The 17,498-nt window shown below is 65.3% G+C and carries 16 protein-coding genes and 1 other RNA gene; 4 read left to right on the forward strand and 13 right to left on the reverse strand.

The window, feature by feature from the left end:
- Positions 1 to 4 precede the first annotated feature (4 nt).
- From EJP69_RS14040 to gyrA, 13 genes are all read right to left on the reverse strand, one after another.
- Entirely contained in the window at positions 5 to 538 is a 534-nt protein-coding gene (locus EJP69_RS14040; protein WP_093199050.1) for a TRAP transporter small permease, read from the reverse strand.
- An 89-nt stretch (positions 539 to 627) separates the two neighbouring features.
- Positions 628 to 1,596 (reverse strand): TRAP transporter substrate-binding protein, encoded by a 969-nt coding sequence (locus EJP69_RS14045; RefSeq protein WP_093199053.1) that lies wholly within the window; start codon positions 1,594 to 1,596, stop codon positions 628 to 630.
- A gap of 155 nt (positions 1,597 to 1,751) precedes the next feature.
- Positions 1,752 to 2,081, reverse strand: coding sequence for a ComEA family DNA-binding protein (locus EJP69_RS14050; RefSeq protein WP_093301110.1), 330 nt, complete (start codon positions 2,079 to 2,081; stop codon positions 1,752 to 1,754).
- A gap of 139 nt (positions 2,082 to 2,220) precedes the next feature.
- Positions 2,221 to 3,390 (reverse strand): lipopolysaccharide assembly protein LapB, encoded by a 1,170-nt coding sequence (gene lapB, locus EJP69_RS14055; protein ID WP_093301108.1) that lies wholly within the window; start codon positions 3,388 to 3,390, stop codon positions 2,221 to 2,223.
- Positions 3,380 to 3,718 carry a LapA family protein gene (locus tag EJP69_RS14060; RefSeq protein WP_093199060.1) on the reverse strand — a complete coding sequence of 113 codons (339 nt, stop codon included), beginning with the start codon at positions 3,716 to 3,718 and terminating at the stop codon, positions 3,380 to 3,382. The genes lapB and EJP69_RS14060 overlap by 11 nt, the downstream gene beginning before the upstream one ends.
- Before the next feature lie 141 nt (positions 3,719 to 3,859).
- A complete protein-coding gene (locus tag EJP69_RS14065; protein WP_093301107.1) occupies positions 3,860 to 4,183 on the reverse strand; it encodes an integration host factor subunit beta in 324 nt (107 codons plus the stop codon).
- A 78-nt stretch (positions 4,184 to 4,261) separates the two neighbouring features.
- On the reverse strand, positions 4,262 to 5,950 hold the full coding sequence (rpsA, locus tag EJP69_RS14070; protein ID WP_019654767.1) for a 30S ribosomal protein S1: 1,689 nt from the start codon (positions 5,948 to 5,950) through the stop codon (positions 4,262 to 4,264).
- 229 nt (positions 5,951 to 6,179) lie between these two features.
- Positions 6,180 to 8,192, reverse strand: coding sequence for a bifunctional 3-phosphoshikimate 1-carboxyvinyltransferase/cytidylate kinase (locus EJP69_RS14075; RefSeq protein WP_126470714.1), 2,013 nt, complete (start codon positions 8,190 to 8,192; stop codon positions 6,180 to 6,182).
- Position 8,193: 1 nt separating this feature from the next.
- On the reverse strand, positions 8,194 to 9,084 hold the full coding sequence (locus EJP69_RS14080) for a prephenate dehydrogenase (protein WP_093199067.1): 891 nt from the start codon (positions 9,082 to 9,084) through the stop codon (positions 8,194 to 8,196).
- Positions 9,085 to 9,110: 26 nt separating this feature from the next.
- A complete protein-coding gene (gene pheA, locus EJP69_RS14085; RefSeq protein ID WP_093199070.1) occupies positions 9,111 to 10,235 on the reverse strand; it encodes a prephenate dehydratase in 1,125 nt (374 codons plus the stop codon).
- A gap of 24 nt (positions 10,236 to 10,259) precedes the next feature.
- Entirely contained in the window at positions 10,260 to 11,390 is a 1,131-nt protein-coding gene (gene serC / locus EJP69_RS14090; RefSeq protein WP_126470716.1) for a 3-phosphoserine/phosphohydroxythreonine transaminase, read from the reverse strand.
- A 7-nt stretch (positions 11,391 to 11,397) separates the two neighbouring features.
- On the reverse strand, positions 11,398 to 11,976 hold the full coding sequence (locus tag EJP69_RS14095; RefSeq protein WP_093199075.1) for a DUF2059 domain-containing protein: 579 nt from the start codon (positions 11,974 to 11,976) through the stop codon (positions 11,398 to 11,400).
- A complete protein-coding gene (gene gyrA / locus EJP69_RS14100) occupies positions 11,973 to 14,618 on the reverse strand; it encodes a DNA gyrase subunit A (protein WP_093199077.1) in 2,646 nt (881 codons plus the stop codon). Before gyrA ends, EJP69_RS14095 begins: the two co-directional genes overlap by 4 nt.
- A gap of 224 nt (positions 14,619 to 14,842) precedes the next feature.
- Between gyrA and ompA the strand changes: the two genes are divergently transcribed.
- The 4 genes from ompA to ssrA all read left to right on the forward strand — a co-directional run bounded on the left by ompA (position 14,843) and on the right by ssrA (position 17,404).
- Positions 14,843 to 15,493 (forward strand): outer membrane protein OmpA, encoded by a 651-nt coding sequence (gene ompA / locus EJP69_RS14105; RefSeq protein ID WP_093199080.1) that lies wholly within the window; start codon positions 14,843 to 14,845, stop codon positions 15,491 to 15,493.
- Positions 15,494 to 15,620: 127 nt separating this feature from the next.
- Positions 15,621 to 16,340, forward strand: coding sequence for a bifunctional 2-polyprenyl-6-hydroxyphenol methylase/3-demethylubiquinol 3-O-methyltransferase UbiG (gene ubiG / locus EJP69_RS14110; RefSeq protein WP_126471105.1), 720 nt, complete (start codon positions 15,621 to 15,623; stop codon positions 16,338 to 16,340).
- Positions 16,337 to 17,005, forward strand: a complete 669-nt coding sequence (locus EJP69_RS14115; RefSeq protein WP_177213629.1) for an HAD family hydrolase — start codon at positions 16,337 to 16,339, stop codon at positions 17,003 to 17,005. Before ubiG ends, EJP69_RS14115 begins: the two co-directional genes overlap by 4 nt.
- Positions 17,006 to 17,019: 14 nt before the next feature.
- Positions 17,020 to 17,404, forward strand: a transfer-messenger RNA (tmRNA) gene (gene ssrA / locus EJP69_RS14120).
- The last annotated feature ends 94 nt before the right edge of the window (positions 17,405 to 17,498 follow it).

A 17,498-nucleotide genomic window follows, 5' to 3' on the forward strand; every position in this document is an offset into this window, starting at 1 on the left:
GCGCTCAGACGTCGGAGGAGAAGTCGCCCGCCGCGTGGCGCTCCTCGATGGCGCGCTGGTAGCTGGGCTTCTCGCCGCGCACCACGCCGACCAGCTCGTCGATCATGGCGATCAGCAGCAGCCAGCAGCCGATCACGAAGGTCGATTGCGGAATCCAGATCGGAATGACGACCAGGCCTGTCGCCATCTCGGCGAACTCGTAGCTTTCATAAGTGAAGCTGGTGGCCCAGTAGGTGAGGTAAGCCACCGACACCGCGGCGATCAGCAGGCAGGTCACGTCGAGCGCGCGGCGCACCTTGGGCGACACCGCTTCCAGCAGCAGCGTCACGCGCACGAAGTCGCCGTGGCGGAACGCATGCGCCATCGCGAAGAACGCGGCGGCGGCGCACAGCCAGGCCACCACGTCGTTGAGGCCGCTCACATGCCAGTTCATCTGCCGGCCCACGCCGGCCAGGATCATCAGCACGAAGATCAGGAACACGCAGAGCGCGCCCAGCGCGCCTGCACCGTCGTACAGGCGGTCGAGGAATCGGCGCATGGCTCAGGTCTCCCGCCGGGCCGCCCCAAGGGAGGCCTGCGCCCCCTCGGGGGGCAGCGATACGCGAAGCGATGAGCGTGGGGGAGTCATCATTTCTTCTTGTAGGTGTCGACGATGGCGGCGCCATCGGCACCGGCCACCTTCAGCCAGTCGGCCTGCATGATCCCGCCGACCTGGCGCATGTCGGCGTCGAGCTTGGGCGAGGGCTTGTGGATCTTCATGCCGCGCTCGGCGAGCAGGCGCTTGTATTCCTCGTTCTTCTCCTGGGCCACCTTCCAGCCGCGTGCCTCGGCATCGGCTGCGGCCTTGGTGACGGCGGCCTTGGTGGTCGCGTCGAGCGCGTCGAAGGCCTTGGCATTCACGAGGATCGCGTTCTTGGGGATCCAGGCCTGCGTGTCGTAGAAGTTCTTGATGTGCTCGTAGGTCTTGGTGTCGTAGCCGGTGGAGCCGGAGCTCATGTAGCTCTCGATCACGCCCGTGGCCATGGCCGCGCTGAGTTCGGCCTGCTGGATCTGCACCGGCTGCGCGCCGATGAGTTCGGCGATCTTGGCTGTGGCCGGGCTGTAGGCACGCCACTTGATGCCGCGCAGATCGGCCACCGAGCCGATTTCCTTTTTGGTGTAGATGCCCTGCGGCGCCCACGGCACCACGAAGAGCACCTTGATGCCCTGGGCCGCGAGCAGCTTCTCCATGGCGGGCTTCGATGCGTCGTAGAGCTTCCTGGCGTCGGGGTAGGTGGTGGCGAGGAAGGGAACGCCGTCGAGCGCGTAGATCGGGTTCTCGTTGGCGAAGTTGGCCAGCAGGATCTCGCCGGCCTGCGCCTGGCCGCTCTGCACCGCGCGCTTGATCTCGGGCGCCTTGAACAGCGAAGCGTTGGCATGCACCGTGATCTTCACCTTGCCGCCCGTGGCCGCGTCGACGTCCTTCGCGAACTGCGTGATGTTTTCCGTGTGGTAGTTGGTTGCCGGGTAGGCGGTGGGGAGGTCCCACTTGGTCTGGGCGAAGGCCGCGGCGCCGAGGGTGAGGCCCGCGAGGGCAATGCCGAACTTGTGATTCATTGACTCGCTCCGGAATGTAGTGAAAGCAAAACGAAAGGAAGCTTACGTGCAAATTCCGGGCCACTTCCTGAGGCTTTTCCCTGCCATCGCGTGCATGCTCGCGCGCATGAAAAAGCCGCCCGAAGGCGGCTTTGCATATTTCTACCTAAGCGGAATCAGGGCTTGGCGGCCTTCGCTTCCTTCGTTCCCTTCTCTCCCTTCGATGGGGCGGGCGCCGCGTCGCCGAAGCTCTTGCCGTTGACGGTCAGGCCTTCTGCCGAGAGCTTGGCCGCCTTCTTCTCCTTCACGCCCTTCACGCGCTGCATGAAGTCGGGCCAGTCCTTGAACTCGCCCGTCTTGCGTGCATCGAGGATGCGCTTGGACATCGACGGGCCGACGCCCTTGATGCCGTCGAGATCGGCTTCCGTGCCCTTGTTGACGTCGACGGCGGCGAACGATGCGACCGCGAACAGCATGGCCGTGGTAGCCAGGATCTTCTTGAACATGGTAATTAAAACTCCCTGAATCTTGTTGATGAGTGACAGCCGACGGAAATGTCGGCCCGCGCTCAACGAGACACGAAAGCAGGGCGTTGACGCATGAAGGCCGTGCCGGCCTCCACGTGACCATTGTTCAGAAAAGTGATCAGAGTTCTTCGACGCGGCGCGGCGGATAGCTGTCCCAGGCCTGGCAGCCGGGGCAGTGCCAGAAGTACTGGTGTGCCTCGAAACCGCAGGCCGCGCAGCGGTAGCGCATGAGCGGACGCGTGGCCTGGTCGAGCGCGCGCTGCACCTGCGGATGGAACTGCTCGTGCTCGAACTTTTCGCCCGCGAGCCAGCGCGACGCGGCGACCAGCGAGGGCTGCTGCGCGAGATGTGCAATGTAGCCGTCGCGCGGCGTGGGGTTCGGTTCTTCCGTGGTCGCGGACGGCTTGCCGCCGAGCGCCATCAGCGCCTCGAGCACGTCGATGGAAGGCGACTCGACATAGCGCCGCTGCAGCAGTTCGAGCGCATCGGCCTCGCGATGCGCGGCCACGGCGGCCTGCTGCAGCGTGGCGGCATAGAGCGGCAGCGCCAGCGGCGCGGTGTCGCTCAGGGCCACGAGCGTGTCGAAGGCCGCGTTCGCGTCGCCCTTGCGCATCTGCAGGCTGGCGGTGTCGATGGCCGGGCGTGGAGCTTGGGGCGCCAGCTCGACGGCCTGCGCCAGCAGCTTTTCGGCGCCGGGCAGGTCGCCTGCGGCGACGCGTTCCGTCGCCTGCTCGCAGAGGTGGTGCGCGCGGCGCGTGCTGTAGCTGGCCTGGTCGGACTCGTCGAGCTTCTGCGCCACGTCGGCGGCCTGCGCCCATTCGCGCGAGCGCTCGTAGATGGCGAGCAGCGCGAGCCGTGCCTCGTTCTCGTAGCGCGTGCCTTCGAGCTTCTGCAGCGCGGCCTCGGCGCGGTCGAGCAGGCCGGCGCGAAGGAAGTCTTGCGCGAGTGCGTGCTGCGCGCGCTCGCGGTCGCTGCGGCTCAGGTCGCCACGTCCCAACAGGTGCTCGTGCACGCGCACGGCGCGCTGGTACTCGCCGCGGCGGCGGAACAGGTTGCCGAGCGCGAAGTGCAGTTCCTGCGTGTCGGGGTCGTTCTGCACGGCCTCGATGAAGGCGTCGATGGCCTGGTCCTGCTGTTCGTTGAGCAGGAAGTTGAGACCGCGGAAGTAGGCCTTGGGCGCCTGCCGGTTCTCCAGCTTGAGCTGGCGGATGTCGAAGCGCGATGCGAGCCAGCCCAGCACGAAGGCGACGGGCAGGCTGATCAGCAGCCAGCTGGGATCAAAGTCCATGTTGACGTACGGCGGGGAGATCGGTGGCGGAGATGGTCGGTGCTGCCGGGGTTGCGGCTGCCGCGGTGGCCGCCGGTGCGGGCGGCTGGGCTTCGGTGCTGGCCGGTGCCTGCGCTGCCGCGGCGCGATGCTTCCACCAGCCCGGCAGCATGCCCAGCGCTCCCACCACGAGCCCGCCCGCAAAGGCCGCGAGCACCACGAGCACCAGTGGCGCGCGCCAGTAGGTGCCGAAGAAGAAGTAGACGGTCGCGTCGTGCTGGTTGTTCAGCGCGAAGGCGAAGAGCGTAAAAAAAATGGCTGCCTTGAGCAGCCACAGGAGGTATTTCATGCACGTTCCCGTTGGCGGTGAATTATTGCTCGCCCCCAGGCTGCGCGCACTTCGTGTCGCTTCGCCAACCCCCTACCGGGGGCGTGCCGGCCGCTTCGGGCGGCCGCGCGCAGCGGCCCCCTGAAAGGAGCTGTGCGATTGTCACTTGAGTTTGCTCTTGGCGTCCTTGGCGTCGAGCTCGACAGTCTTTGCGTCGACGGCTTCGCGCAGTGCCTTGCCAGGCTTGAAGTGCGGCACCCGCTTCTCGGGGATCTGCACGCTCTCGCCCGAGCGCGGGTTGCGGCCGATGCGCGGCGGGCGTCGGTTGACCGAGAAGCTGCCGAAGCCGCGGATCTCGATGCGGTGCCCGCGTACCAGCGCGTCGCTCATCGCGTCGAGGATGGTCTTGACGGCGTATTCGGCATCGCGGTGCGTGAGCTGTGCAAAGCGGGCTGCGAGTTCTTCGACGAGGTCCGAGCGTGTCATAGGCCAAACATAAACGAAAAACGTGGACGAAAAAAAAGACAGAGCGGCCCCAGGGCCTGCTCTGTCTTCCGGCTCAGCTTACTTGCTGTCGTTGTTGTCCAGCTTGGCGCGCAGCAGGGCGCCCAGGCTGGTCGTGCCCGCGTTCTCGCGTGCCGACTGCTGGCTCAGGCTGGCCATGGCGCCTTGCTCGTCGACCATGTCCTTCTGCTTGATCGACAGCTGGATGTTGCGGGTCTTGCGATCCACGTTCACGACGATGGCCGTGACTTCGTCGCCTTCCTTCAGCACGTTGCGGGCATCTTCGACGCGGTCGCGCGAGATTTCCGAAGCACGCAGGTAGCCGACGATGTCCTCACCCAGGTCGATCTCGGCGCCGCGGGCGTCGACCGTCTTGACCTTGCCGGTCACGATCTGGCCCTTGTCGTTCACCGTGGTGAACGTGGTGAACGGGTCGCTGTCGAGCTGCTTGATGCCCAGCGAGATGCGCTCGCGGTCGACGTCGACTGCCAGCACGATCGCTTCGACTTCCTGGCCCTTCTTGTAGTTGCGAACGGCGGTTTCGCCGGCTTCGTTCCACGAGAGGTCGGACAGGTGAACCAGGCCGTCGATGCCGGCAGCCAGACCCACGAACACGCCGAAGTCGGTGATCGACTTGATCGGGCCCTTGACGCGGTCGCCGCGCTTGGTGTTCTGAGCGAACTCTTGCCACGGGTTGGCCTTGCACTGCTTCATGCCCAGGCTGATGCGGCGCTTGTCTTCGTCGATTTCCAGGACCATGACTTCGACTTCGTCGCCCAGCGAGACGATCTTGTTCGGAGCGATGTTCTTGTTGGTCCAGTCCATTTCGGAGACGTGCACCAGGCCTTCGATGCCGGGCTCGAGCTCGACGAACGCGCCGTAGTCGGCGATGTTCGTGACCTTGCCGAACAGGCGGGTGCCTTGCGGGTAGCGGCGCGAAACGCCCATCCACGGGTCGTCGCCCATCTGCTTCAGACCCAGCGACACGCGGTTCTTCTCGGTGTCGAACTTGAGGATCTTGGCGGTGATTTCCTGGCCGGCCTGAACGACTTCGCTCGGGTGGCGCACGCGACGCCATGCCATGTCGGTGATGTGCAGCAGGCCGTCGATGCCGCCGAGGTCCACGAACGCACCGTATTCGGTGATGTTCTTGACCACGCCGCGCACGACTGCGCCTTCCTTCAGCGTTTCCATCAGCTTGGCGCGTTCTTCGCCCATGCTGGCCTCGACCACGGCGCGGCGCGACAGCACGACGTTGTTGCGCTTGCGGTCCAGCTTGATGACCTTGAATTCGAGGGTCTTGTTCTCGTAGGGGGTCAGGTCCTTGATCGGACGCGTGTCGATCAGCGAGCCCGGCAGGAACGCGCGGATGCCGTTGACCAGGACGGTCAGGCCGCCCTTGACCTTGCCGCTGGTGGTGCCGGTGACGAAGTCGCCCGATTCCAGCGCCTTCTCGAGGGCGAGCCACGAAGCCAGACGCTTGGCGGTGTCGCGCGAGAGGATGGTGTCGCCGTAGCCGTTTTCAACGCTGCCGATGGCAACGGAAACGAAGTCGCCGGCCTGCACTTCGAGTTCGCCCTTGTCGTTCTTGAACTCTTCGATCGGCACGTACGCTTCGGACTTCAGACCGGCGTTGACGACGACGTGGTTGTGTTCCACACGCACGACTTCGGCGGTGATGACCTCGCCCGTGCGCATTTCGGAACGCTTCAGGGACTCTTCGAACAGATCGGCAAAAGATTCAGACATTTATGTTTCCTTCCGTCAGGCAGGGTTGGCAGGCGCTCTTGCGAAATTGCGTGCGGCTGCTGTGGGTCTGTAGACGGCGGTTTTGTGGGCGTGAGCCCGGTTGGTTGAACAACCAGCAGGCCGGTGCGCTGTCGCGCGGAAGGAGCCTGCTGGAGCGGTATGCGCCTCTGGATATTCCGTCTGGCGCCAGCTTTTCAAGCGGACTTGAAAGGCTGTCACTTCAAACCGCTCAAGCGGGCTTGAACGGCTGAATTTCCTGCCACCAGTCCAACACCGTATCGATCGATTGCTCGATGGACAACTGGGAGTTGTCGAGATGGCGGGCGTCCTGCGCCGGCTTCAGGGGGGCGACGCTGCGGGAAGAATCCCTGGCGTCGCGTGCCTCCAAGTCGGAGCGAAGACTGTCGAGTGTAGTCGAAATTCCCTTTGAAATCAACTGCTTATGCCGCCGTTCGGCACGCTGGGCGGCGCTGGCGGTGAGGAAGACCTTGAGCGTGGCGTCGGGGAATATCACGGTGCCCATGTCGCGGCCGTCGGCCACCAGGCCCGGCAGCTGGCGAAAACGCTGCTGCAGGGTCAGCAGCGCCTCGCGCACGGCCGGCAGCGTGGATACGCGGGAGGCGTCCATGCCGGCAGCCTCGGTGCGAATCTCGTCGCTGACGTCTTCCCCGTCCAGCAGCACCTTGCCCTCGGTGAACTGCAGGGGCAGGGCGGCGGCGAGGGCGGCTATCTGAGCCTCGTGCTGCGAATCGGCGCTCAGGCCGGCGCGGCGCATGGCCAGGCCGGTCACGCGGTAGAGCGAGCCCGAATCGAGGTAGTGGTAGCCCAGCAGGCGCGCCACTTCGGCCGCCAGCGTGCCCTTGCCCGAGGCGGTCGGGCCGTCTATGCAGATCACCGGCACCTCGGCGGTCTCGGCCACCGAGAAGAGCGTCTCGAAATAGTCGGGGAAGGTCTTGGCGACGCAGTGCGGATCGAGGATGCGCACCGGTACGCCGGCCGGGTTGAACGCCGCCAGCGAGAAGCACATGGCCACGCGGTGGTCGTCATAGGTGCGGATGCTCGCGGCGCGCCAGCCGGCCTGCGCCAGCGGATGCACCCGGATGAAATCGGGCCCGGCCTCGACCGTGGCGCCGAGCTTCTGCAGCTCGTTGGCCATGGCGTCGATGCGGTCGGTTTCCTTCACGCGCCAGCTCGCGATGTTGCGCAGCGTGGTGGGGCCGTCGGCGTACAGCGCCATCACGGCCAGCGTCATCGCGGCGTCCGGAATGTGGTTCGCGTCGAGGTCGATGGCCTTGAGCGGCCAGGCGCCGCGGCGGATCTCGAGCCAGTTCGGCCCGCTGTCGACCATCGCGCCCATCTGGCGGGCGGCATCGATGAAGCGGATGTCGCCCTGGATCGAGTCCGCGCCCACGCCCTCGATGCGGATGCCGTCCTTGCCGGAAATGCCCGTGGCGATGGCGCCGAGCGCGATGAAATAGCTGGCGGACGAGGCGTCGGCCTCGACGTGGATGTCGCCGGGCGAGCTGTAGCGGCTGCCGGCGGGGATGGTGAAGCGCTCCCAGCCTTCGCGCTGCACCTGGATGCCGAATCGCGCCAGCAGGTTCAGCGTGATCTCGATGTACGGCTTGGAGATCAGCTCGCCGACCACCTCGATCACGATGTCACCGGCCGCCGCGATCGGCAGCGCCAGCAGCAGCGCGGTGAGGAACTGGCTCGACACGTCGCCGCGCACGCGGATCGGGGCGTCGAGCGCCAGTTCGCCATGCGGCACCGGGCGGATGCGCAGCGGCGGGTAGCCGGGGTTGCCGAGGTAGTCGATGCGGCAGCCGAGCTGCGTCAGCGCGTCGACGAGGTCGCCGATGGGGCGCTCGTGCATGCGCGGCACGCCACTGAGCTCGAATTCGCCGCCCAGCAGCGACAGCGCCGCGGTGAGCGGGCGCATGGCCGTGCCGGCATTGCCGAGGAAGAGGGGGAGCAGCGCCTTATTGGGCTTCAACTGCCCGCCGAGGCCGGTGATGCGCAGCGTGCTGCCGTCGGGATCGACGCCGCAGCCCAGGGCGCGCAGCGCGTCGAGCATCACGCGTGTGTCGTCGGAGTCGAGCAGGTCGTGGATGGTCGTGGTGCCGCTGGCGAGCGCCGCCAGCAGGAGCACGCGGTTCGAGATGCTCTTGGAACCCGGCAGCCGTACCGTGCCGGCCGCGCCCGTCAGGGGCGGGAGGTCGAGGAAGGTCGTCGAGAACATCTCAGTTGTCCTGCTGCTGCGACGCGGTGTCGGCGGCCGGCTTCCAGGCCGCCCGCGTCTTGCTGGCCGCGGCGATGGAGAGCTCGAGGCCCTGCAGGTCGCTTGCGGACATCATCGCCTCGAAGTCGTCCAGGGCCTTGCGGAAGGCGCGCGACTGCTCCAGCACGTGCTCGCGGTTGGCCAGCAGCACGTCGCGCCACATGACCGGATCGCTCGCGGCTATGCGCGAGAAGTCGCGGAAGCCCGGCCCCGCCAGGCTCAGGAAGCGCTCGCCCTGCGGCTGCGCGGCCAGGCCGTTGATGTACGCGAAGGCCAGCAGGTGCGGCAAATGGCTCACGGCGGCGAAGGCACCGTCGTGCTCCTCGTGCGTCATGGTGACGACGTTGGCGCCGATGCCGCTCCAGACCTGCGTGGCACGCTGCACGTTCGAGCGCAGCGTGGTCTTCACGGGAGTCAGCACGACCTGGCGGCCGGTGAAGAGCGAGGCCTCGGCATGCTCGATGCCCGAGAGCTCCTTGCCGGCAATGGGGTGCGCTGGAACGAAGCTCGCGAACTGGCGCTGCAGGCCGTTGCGTGCGGCCTCGATCACGTCGCCCTTGGTCGAGCCCACGTCCATGACCAGCGTCTCGCTCGAGATGCCGTGGCGGATGGCCTTGAAAGTGGCCTCCGACGCGGCCACCGGCACCGCCAGCAGCACGATGTCGGCGCCCGACACCGCCAGCAGCGCCGAAGGCGCCGCCACGTCGATCACGCCGAGCTGGCGCGCCCGTTCGGTGGTGGAGGGCGACTTGCTGTAGCCCACCACGCGTTTCACCAGCTTCGCGCGCTTGAGTGCGAGCGCGAAGGAGCCGCCCATCAGGCCGCAGCCGATCAGTCCCAGTTGTTCGAACATGCTGTCTCTGTGTGTCTGCCTGCCGTTCAGGCCTTGACGGGGTATGCGCCGAGCACCTTGTAGAAGGCGCAGAGTCCGCGCAGTTCGGCCAGCGCGGCAGCCACGTTGGGCTGCGAGGGGTGGCCGTCGAGGTCGATGTAGAAGTAGTACTCCCACTGGCCGGTGCGCGCGGGGCGCGACTCGAAGCGCGTCATCGAGACGTTGTTGACCTTCAGCGGCACCAGCAGGTCGTGCACCGCGCCGGGGCGGTTCGGCACCGAGACGATCAGGCTCGTGCAGTCGCGGCCCGATGCCGGCGGCATGGCCAGCGTCTGCGGCAGGCAGATCACCGAGAAGCGGGTACGGTTGTAGGAGTCGTCCTGGATCGCATGCGCCACGATGTGCAGGCCGAAGCGCGTGGCGGCGCGTTCGCCGGCCAGCGCGGCCCAGTTCGGATTGGTGGCGGCGAGGCGGGCGCCCTCGGCGTTGCTCGACACGGCGCGCCGCTCGGCGTTGGGCAGGTGCTTGGACAGCCAGGTCTGGCATTGCGCCAGCGCCTGGGGATGGGCCAGCACGGCCTCGATGCCTTCGAGCGAGTTGCTGCTGCGCAGCAGGTGATGGCGAACCAGCAGGCTGACTTCGCCGACGACGTGCGTGGGCGAGTGCAGGAAGAGGTCGAGCGAACGCGTGACCACGCCTTCGGTCGAGTTCTCGACGCCGACAACGCCGTACTGGGCGCTGCCCGCGGCGGTGGCGTGGAACACCTCGTCGAAGCTGGCGCAGTAGATCAGGTCGGCGGCGCCGCCGAAGTACTCGATGGCGGCCTGCTCGCAGAAAGTGCCTTCGGGGCCGAGCACGGCCACGCGCTGCGGCGACTCGAGCGCCAGGCAGGCCGACATGATCTCGCGCCAGATGGCGGCCACGTGGATGTCCTTGAGCGGGCCGCCATTGCTCTTCTGCATCTTGTCGATGACCTGCGCCACGCGATCGGGGCGGAAGTACGGCGTGCCCTCGCGCTTCTTGACCTCGCCGACCAGCTCGGCCACGTGGGCCCGCTCGTTGAGCAGGCTGAGCAGTCGCTGGTCGAGCGAGTCGATCTGCACGCGCAGATCGGCCAGGCTTTCGGAATTGTCGGGAGAGGAGGAGGGCGGTGTGGGTGCGGAGGCGGTCATCGGTGCGAGCGGCTGGGCATGCGCCTAGGCATGCGATCGCTCGAATTCTCGCATGTAGGCCACGAGAGCCTGCACCCCTGCTAGCGGCATGGCGTTGTAAATGCTCGCGCGCATGCCTCCGACCGACTTGTGGCCCTTGAGCTGCAGCAGCCCGGCTTCGCGTGCGCCGGCCAGGAAGGCCTCGTTGCGGCCCTCGTCGGCCAGGAAGAACGGCACGTTCATCCGCGAGCGGCAGCCCGGGTCGATGCGGTTGGCGTAGAAATCGGAGCCGTCGATGAAGTCGTACAGCAGCTTCGCCTTGGCGATGTTGCGCTGCTCCATGGCGGCGACGCCGGTATGCGAGTCCTCGGTCTGCTCCAGCAGCCACTTGAACGTGAGCCCCGCCATGTAGATGCCCCAGGTCGGCGGGGTGTTGTACATGGAGTGGTTGTCGGCCACGGTCTTGTAGTTGAACGCGCTCGGGCAGATCTCGAGCGCATGCCCGAGCAGGTCGTCGCGCACGACCACGATGGTCAGGCCGGCGGGGCCGAGGTTCTTCTGGGCGCCGCCGAACGCGAGGCTCACGCGGCTCCAGTCGACGCTGCGCGAGGCGACGTGCGACGAGAAGTCGATGACCAGCGGCGCACTGCTGCCGAGCGCGGCCAGGTCGGGCAACTGCTGGAACTCGATGCCGTTGATGGTCTCGTTCGAGCACACGTGCACGTACGAGGCATCCTTCGAGAGCTGCCAGGTCGCGGGATCGGGCAGTTTCGTGTGCTGGTCGTCGGCATTGCTGGCGGCCACGCGCGCGGCGCAGTAGCGCTGCGCTTCCTTGTGCGACTTGCTGCTCCAGCTGCCTGTGATGACGAAGTCGGCGGTCTTGCCGCGCGACAGGTTCAGCGGAACGATGGCGTTCTCGCCGAGCCCGCCGCCCTGCATGAACAGGATGTGGAAGTTCGAGGGAATCGCCAGCAGCATGCGGAGGTCGGCTTCGGCCTGCGTGCAGATCGAACCGAACTCCTTGCCGCGATGGCTCATCTCCATCACGCTCATGCCGCTGCCTTGCCAGTCGAGCATTTCGGCGGCGGCGCGTTGCAGCACCGCCTCCGGCATGGCGGCCGGACCGGCCGAGAAGTTGTAGGGACGCTTGCCGGTCGGGGTCTGCTGCTGGGTCACGTTGCCCTTACTTCTTGGCTGGAGCCTTGGCAGGTGCCTTGGCGGGAGCGGCACCGTCGGTCGGAGCGCCGAGGGCCTTGGCGACGGCGGTGTCGAGTGCCTGCATCTTGGGCTCGACCGTTGCACGCGTTTCGGACACGAGCTTTTCCGTCAGGGCGGTCTGCATCTTGGGGTTCAGTTCCTGGTACTTCTTGCTCAGGGGCGAGTTGATCCAGGCCAGCAGCTGCTTGAGCTCGTCTTCGTTGAAGTTCTGCTCCATCAGCGGGGTGAGGGCGCCGGGCGCCAGCTGCACTGCCTTGTCGCGCACGATGGGGTAGGTCTCGTCGAAGTACTTCTTCAGCTCAGCGTCGGCTGCCTTGGCGGCGGCTTCGCGCTTGGCTTCGGGCACTTGGGTCTGCAGGTATTGCGAACCCGCCTGTGCGATTGGGGCGCTCGACTGCTCGACCAGGCCGCGTGCCAGCGATTCGATGCCGGGACGCTGGATGTCGATGAACTGCTTGATGAGCGTGGCCTTGTCCTGGGCCATCGCCGCCATCGAGCTGCTTGCCAGGGCGACCGTCAGAAGTGCGAGTTTGATTGTTTTCACTGAGGATTCTCCGTTGAAGATGAGGAAGTATCGTCCGCGTCCGGCTCGGTTTCGCCGTTCGCGTCGTTTTCGACGATACGTTGTAGCCCGCTGAGTTTGGCGCCTTCGTCGAGCCCGATCAGCGTAACGCCTTGCGTCGCGCGACCTAGTTCACGAATTTCGGCAACCCGGGTGCGCACCAGCACACCCTTGTCGGTGATGAGCATGATCTCATCATCGGCGTGCACGAGAGTCGCAGCAACGACCTTGCCGTTGCGCTCACTCTGTTGAATCGCGATCATGCCCTTGGTTCCCCGTCCGTGACGGGTGTATTCGGTAATGCTTGTTCGCTTTCCGTAACCATTTTCCGTGGCGGTGAGCACGCTCTGCTGCTCGTCCTCGGCCACCAGCATGGCGATCACACCCTGTCCGGCTTCGAGAGACATGCCGCGCACGCCGCGCGCATTGCGGCCCAGCGGGCGGACGTCTTCCTCGTCGAAGCGCACGGCCTTGCCGCCGTCGCTGAAGAGCATCACGTCGTGCTTGCCGTCGGTGAGCGCCGCGCCGATCAGGTAGTCGCCCTCGTCGAGGTTCACGGCGATGATGCCGCCCTTGCGCGGGTTGCTGAACTCGTCGAGCGCGGTCTTCTTGACCGTGCCCATCGAGGTCGCCATGAACACGTACTGGTCCGCCGGGAAGTTGCGCTTTTCACCCGTCAGCGCGAGCGCGACGTTGATCTTCTCGCCTTCCTGCAGCGGGAACATGTTGACGATGGGGCGCCCGCGCGAGCCGCGCGAACCCGCCGGCACTTCCCACACCTTGAGCCAGTAGAGCCGGCCGCGGTTGGAGAAGCACAGGATGTAGTCGTGCGTGTTGGCGATGAAGAGCTGGTCGATCCAGTCGTCGTCCTTGGTAGTGGTGGCCTGCTTGCCGCGGCCGCCGCGCTTCTGCGCGCGATATTCGCCCAGCGGCTGGCTCTTGATGTAGCCGCTGTGCGAGAGCGTGACCACCATGTCGGTCGGCGTGATCAGGTCTTCGGTCGATAGGTCGTAGGCGCTGTGCTCCACCTGGCTGCGGCGCGCGCCGATCTTCGACTGGCCGAACTCCTGCTTGAGGGTGCCGAGCTCTTCGCCGATGATGGTCGAGACGCGCTCGGGCCGGGCCAGGATGTCGAGCAGGTCGTCGATCTCGGCCATGACTTCCTTGTACTCGGCCACGATCTTGTCCTGCTCGAGGCCGGTCAGGCGTTGCAGGCGCATCTGCAGGATTTCCTGGGCCTGCGTTTCCGACAGGCGGTAGAGGCCGTCGTTGCCCATGCCGAATTCGCGCTCGAGGCCCTCGGGGCGATAGTCGTCGGCGTTGATCACACCGCCGTCAGCGCGCGTGCGGGTGAGCATCTCGCGCACCAGCTTGCTGTCCCAGCTGCGCGTCATGAGCTCGGCCTTGGCCACCGGAGGCGTCGGCGATTCGCGGATGATGCGGATGAACTCGTCGATGTTCGCCAGCGCCACCGCCAGGCCTTCGAGCACGTGGCCGCGCTCGCGGGCTTTGCGCAGGTTGAAGACCGTGCGGCGGGTGACCACCTCGCGGCGGTGCTGCAGGAAGACCTCGATCAGGTCCTTCAGGTTGCACAGCTTCGGCTGGCCGTCGACCAGCGCCACCATGTTGATGCCGAAGGTGTCCTGCAGCTGGGTCTGCTTGTAGAGGTTGTTGAGCACCACCTCGGGCACTTCGCCGCGCTTGAGCTCGATGACCAGGCGCATGCCCGACTTGTCGGACTCGTCCTGGATGTGGCTGATGCCTTCGATCTTCTTCTCGTGCACCAGCTCGGCCATGCGCTCCTGCAGCGTCTTCTTGTTGACCTGGTAGGGGAGCTCGTCGACGATGATCGCCTGGCGCTGGCCGCGGTCGATGTCCTCGAAGTGGCACTTGGCGCGCATCACGACCTTGCCGCGGCCGGTGCGGTAGCCGTCCTTCACGCCGTTGATGCCGTAGATGATGCCGGCCGTGGGGAAGTCGGGCGCGGGCACGATCTCCATCAGCTCGTCGATGCTGGCTTCGGGGTTGCGCAGCAGGTGCAGGCAGGCGTCGACAACCTCGTTCAGGTTGTGCGGCGGGATATTCGTGGCCATGCCGACCGCAATACCGCCGGAGCCATTGACCAGCAAATTCGGCAGCTGGCTCGGCAGCACCTTGGGCTCTTTTTCGGAGCCGTCGTAATTGTCCTGAAAGTCGACTGTTTCCTTGTCGATATCGGCCAGCATTTCGTGCGCAATTTTGGCCAGCCGGATTTCCGTATACCGCATTGCGGCCGCGTTGTCTCCATCGACCGACCCGAAGTTGCCCTGGCCGTCGACCAGCATGTGACGCATCGAGAAGTCCTGGGCCAGACGGACGATGGTGTCGTAGACCGACTGGTCGCCGTGCGGGTGGTACTTACCGATGACGTCGCCGACGATACGGGCCGACTTCTTGTATGGCCGGTTCCAGTCGTTGTTGAGCTCGTGCATCGCGTAGAGCACGCGGCGGTGCACCGGCTTGAGGCCGTCGCGGGCATCGGGGAGCGCTCGGCCCACGATCACGCTCATGGCGTAATCGAGATAGCTGCTGCGCATTTCCTCTTCGAGACTGATGGGCAGGGTTTCTTTTGCGAAGGAGGTCATGAGCAAGGGGCTGGCGGCAGGAAGGCGAAATTTTACGCTGTGAGGGGTGTCGCACCGCCGCAACACAAGGCGCCTATTCCGCCTCCGTCCTACGCTTCCGGGCTGTCCAGCGGCCTGTTTGCCAAAGACCCTATGGCACAATCGCCTCAACGTTTTGGGTGGTGGTCACTTAAAGCGTCCTTGATTCGCAGCGCGGCTGCGGCTTTTTCCCCAAGAGGAGAACCATGAAGAAACTGAATAAAGTGGCGATGATGTTTGCAGTCGCTGCGCTCGCCACTGCCGCCGGCGCGCAGACCCGTGTCACCGCTGCGGACGGCGGTCCTACGATCGACAACTGGCAAAACGGCACCGGCGAACTGGTTTGGAAGAACGGCACGAACGAACTGTGCTGGCGCGATGCCAACTGGACGCCCGCAACGGCTGCTGCTGGTTGCGACGGCGCTCTGGTTCCTCCCGCTCCGGCTGCCGTGGCTCCGACCCCCGGTACCCCGACTCCCCCGCCCGCTGCTCAAGTCGCTGCTTCGAAGGTGACCTTCGCTGCTGACGCCTTCTTCGACTTCGACAAGTCGGTTCTGAAGCCCGAAGGCCGCGCCAAGCTGACCGATCTGGTCGAGAAGATCCGTGGCGTCAACCTGGAAGTCATCATTGCCGTGGGCCACACCGACTCGATCGGTACGGACGCCTACAACCAGCGTCTGTCGGTGCGTCGCGCCGAAGCCGTCAAGGCCTTCCTGGTCTCGAAGGGCATCGAACGCAACCGCGTCTACACCGAAGGCAAGGGCAAGAAGCAGCCTGTGGCTGACAACCGCACCAAGGAAGGCCGCGCCAAGAACCGTCGCGTGGAAATCGAAGTGGTCGGCACCCGCGCCAACTAATCGATCGATTCCATCGACAATGAAACCCCGCTTCGGCGGGGTTTTTTTATGGCTGCCGAATTCGCGATTGATCTTCGGTAAAGACTACTCGGTGTTTATCGGACATCGCTCGTTTCATAATCGCTTCATGACAGAAAACCTGAATGCGGATCCGGCCGAACTGGCCAAGTTTTCAGAGCTCGCGCATCGCTGGTGGGATTTGGAAAGCGAATTTCGCCCGCTGCATGAAATCAATCCATTGCGGCTGGAATGGATTGACGGTATTGCGCCAATTTCGCAACGTCGTGTGTTGGATATCGGCTGCGGCGGCGGCATCCTGGCTGATTCGATGGCCCGCAAGGGGGCCGAAGTCCTGGGGATCGACCTCGCGGGCAAGGCGCTCAAGGTTGCGCAACTGCATGCGCTCGAGGCTGGCACAAAGGGCGTGAAGTACCGCGAGATAAGCGCTGAAGCGCTGGCCGCGGAGCAGCCCGGGAGCTTCGACGTCGTCACCTGCATGGAGATGCTCGAGCATGTGCCGCAGCCGGCCTCAGTGATCCAGGCCTGCGCCTCGCTTGTGAAGCCGGGCGGATGGGTGTTCTTCTCGACGATCAACCGGAACCTGAAAGCCTTCATGCTGGCGATCGTGGGCGCGGAGTACGTGCTCGGCATGCTGCCGCGCGGCACCCATGAATATGCGAAGCTGATCCGGCCCAGCGAACTGGCCGGCTACTGCCGTGCGGCTGGCCTCGATCTGAGGCATACCCGTGGGCTGGAGCACAACCCATTGACCCGTCGCTACTGGCTGAGCAACGACACCAGCGTCAACTACATGTTCGCGACGCAAAAACCGGGATCGCAAGGATGATGGGCGTCGAGACAAAGGCCGTGCTGTTCGACCTCGACGGCACGTTGATCGACAGCGCCCCCGACCTGGGCGCTGCGGCAGACAAGATGCGTACAGACCGCGGCCTCGACTCGCTCCCGCTGGAGCGCTACCGCCCCATGGCCGGAGCGGGCGCACGCGGCATGCTCGGCGTTGCGTTCGGCATCACGCCGGAGTCGCCCGAGTTTCCCGAACTGCGCGAGGAATTCTTCGTGACCTACGAGCGCCGCATGCTGCTCAACACCCAGGTGTTCGACGGTATCCAGGCTCTGATCGAGGCGCTGCGCGAGCGTGGGCTCCTGTGGGGTGTCGTCACCAACAAGTCGATGCGCTTCACCGATCCGCTCACGCGGGCCATCCCGCTGTTCGGGAGTGCAGGTGCGGTGGTGAGCGGCGACACCACGCCGTTTGCCAAGCCGCATCCCGAACCTCTGCATGAGGCTGCGCGTCGGCTCGGCGTGCCGTCCGAGGCATGCATCTACGTGGGCGACGACGAGCGCGACATCATCGCGGGCCGCGCGGCAGGCATGCGCACCGTCGCGGCGACATACGGCTACATGGGAAATCAGGCCGATTCGACGCTCTGGGAAGCAGATGCTTCGATAACTTCACCCCTCGAGCTCTTGAAGTTGCTCGATAGCGCCTAAAATACTCTTCCCTTGGGGCTGCACTGGTTTCGACGTGGGTTCGGAGTCGCAGCGGGGCATGTCGAGCTGAATGCGCTCGTAAAACAGATTCAAACAAACTAACTGCAAACGACGAACGTTTCGCACTCGCTGCTTAATTGCCAGTGAGCCTTGCAACAGTTGGCCGATGGGCTGGGCAAGGGGGTCTGGAGCAATCCTGACCTCCCGGCTGCAAGGATAACTACATGGGCTGGCTCCGATCCGGGTACCTTGGGTCGGGGCGAGAAAATAGGGTGCTGGCGTCCGGTTTAGCGTGTGACTGCGCGACTCCGGAAGCGAGACTCAAAACAGATCACTAAACATGTAGAACTGCGCGATGAAGGCTTGCGGACGGGGGTTCAAATCCCCCCAGCTCCACCAACATAACGTCCGAGGGCGTTCACTAAAGTCCGGTGAACGCCCTTTTTCATTGGGAAATCACCTGTTGGCGGTCCGATGAAATCCGACGACGTCC

Origin of the sequence: Variovorax gossypii (assembly GCF_003965815.1) — a bacterium.
Classification (GTDB): domain Bacteria; phylum Pseudomonadota; class Gammaproteobacteria; order Burkholderiales; family Burkholderiaceae_C; genus Variovorax; species Variovorax gossypii.

Bases quoted from the DNA above. Each gene is read 5' to 3' on its own strand.
- pheA (WP_093199070.1), bottom strand. From the start codon at position 10,235: ATGACCGCCTCCGCACCCACACCGCCCTCCTCCTCTCCCGACAATTCC.
- gyrA (WP_093199077.1), bottom strand. From the start codon at position 14,618: ATGACCTCCTTCGCAAAAGAAACCCTGCCCATCAGTCTCGAAGAGGAA.
- EJP69_RS14080 (WP_093199067.1), bottom strand. From the start codon at position 9,084: ATGTTCGAACAACTGGGACTGATCGGCTGCGGCCTGATGGGCGGCTCC.
- lapB (WP_093301108.1), bottom strand. From the start codon at position 3,390: ATGGACTTTGATCCCAGCTGGCTGCTGATCAGCCTGCCCGTCGCCTTC.
- EJP69_RS14115 (WP_177213629.1), top strand. From the start codon at position 16,337: ATGATGGGCGTCGAGACAAAGGCCGTGCTGTTCGACCTCGACGGCACG.
- ubiG (WP_126471105.1), top strand. From the start codon at position 15,621: ATGACAGAAAACCTGAATGCGGATCCGGCCGAACTGGCCAAGTTTTCA.
- EJP69_RS14060 (WP_093199060.1), bottom strand. From the start codon at position 3,718: ATGAAATACCTCCTGTGGCTGCTCAAGGCAGCCATTTTTTTTACGCTC.
- ompA (WP_093199080.1), top strand. From the start codon at position 14,843: ATGAAGAAACTGAATAAAGTGGCGATGATGTTTGCAGTCGCTGCGCTC.
- EJP69_RS14040 (WP_093199050.1), bottom strand. From the start codon at position 538: ATGCGCCGATTCCTCGACCGCCTGTACGACGGTGCAGGCGCGCTGGGC.
- EJP69_RS14075 (WP_126470714.1), bottom strand. From the start codon at position 8,192: ATGTTCTCGACGACCTTCCTCGACCTCCCGCCCCTGACGGGCGCGGCC.
- EJP69_RS14050 (WP_093301110.1), bottom strand. From the start codon at position 2,081: ATGTTCAAGAAGATCCTGGCTACCACGGCCATGCTGTTCGCGGTCGCA.
- rpsA (WP_019654767.1), bottom strand. From the start codon at position 5,950: ATGTCTGAATCTTTTGCCGATCTGTTCGAAGAGTCCCTGAAGCGTTCC.
- EJP69_RS14065 (WP_093301107.1), bottom strand. From the start codon at position 4,183: ATGACACGCTCGGACCTCGTCGAAGAACTCGCAGCCCGCTTTGCACAG.
- EJP69_RS14045 (WP_093199053.1), bottom strand. From the start codon at position 1,596: ATGAATCACAAGTTCGGCATTGCCCTCGCGGGCCTCACCCTCGGCGCC.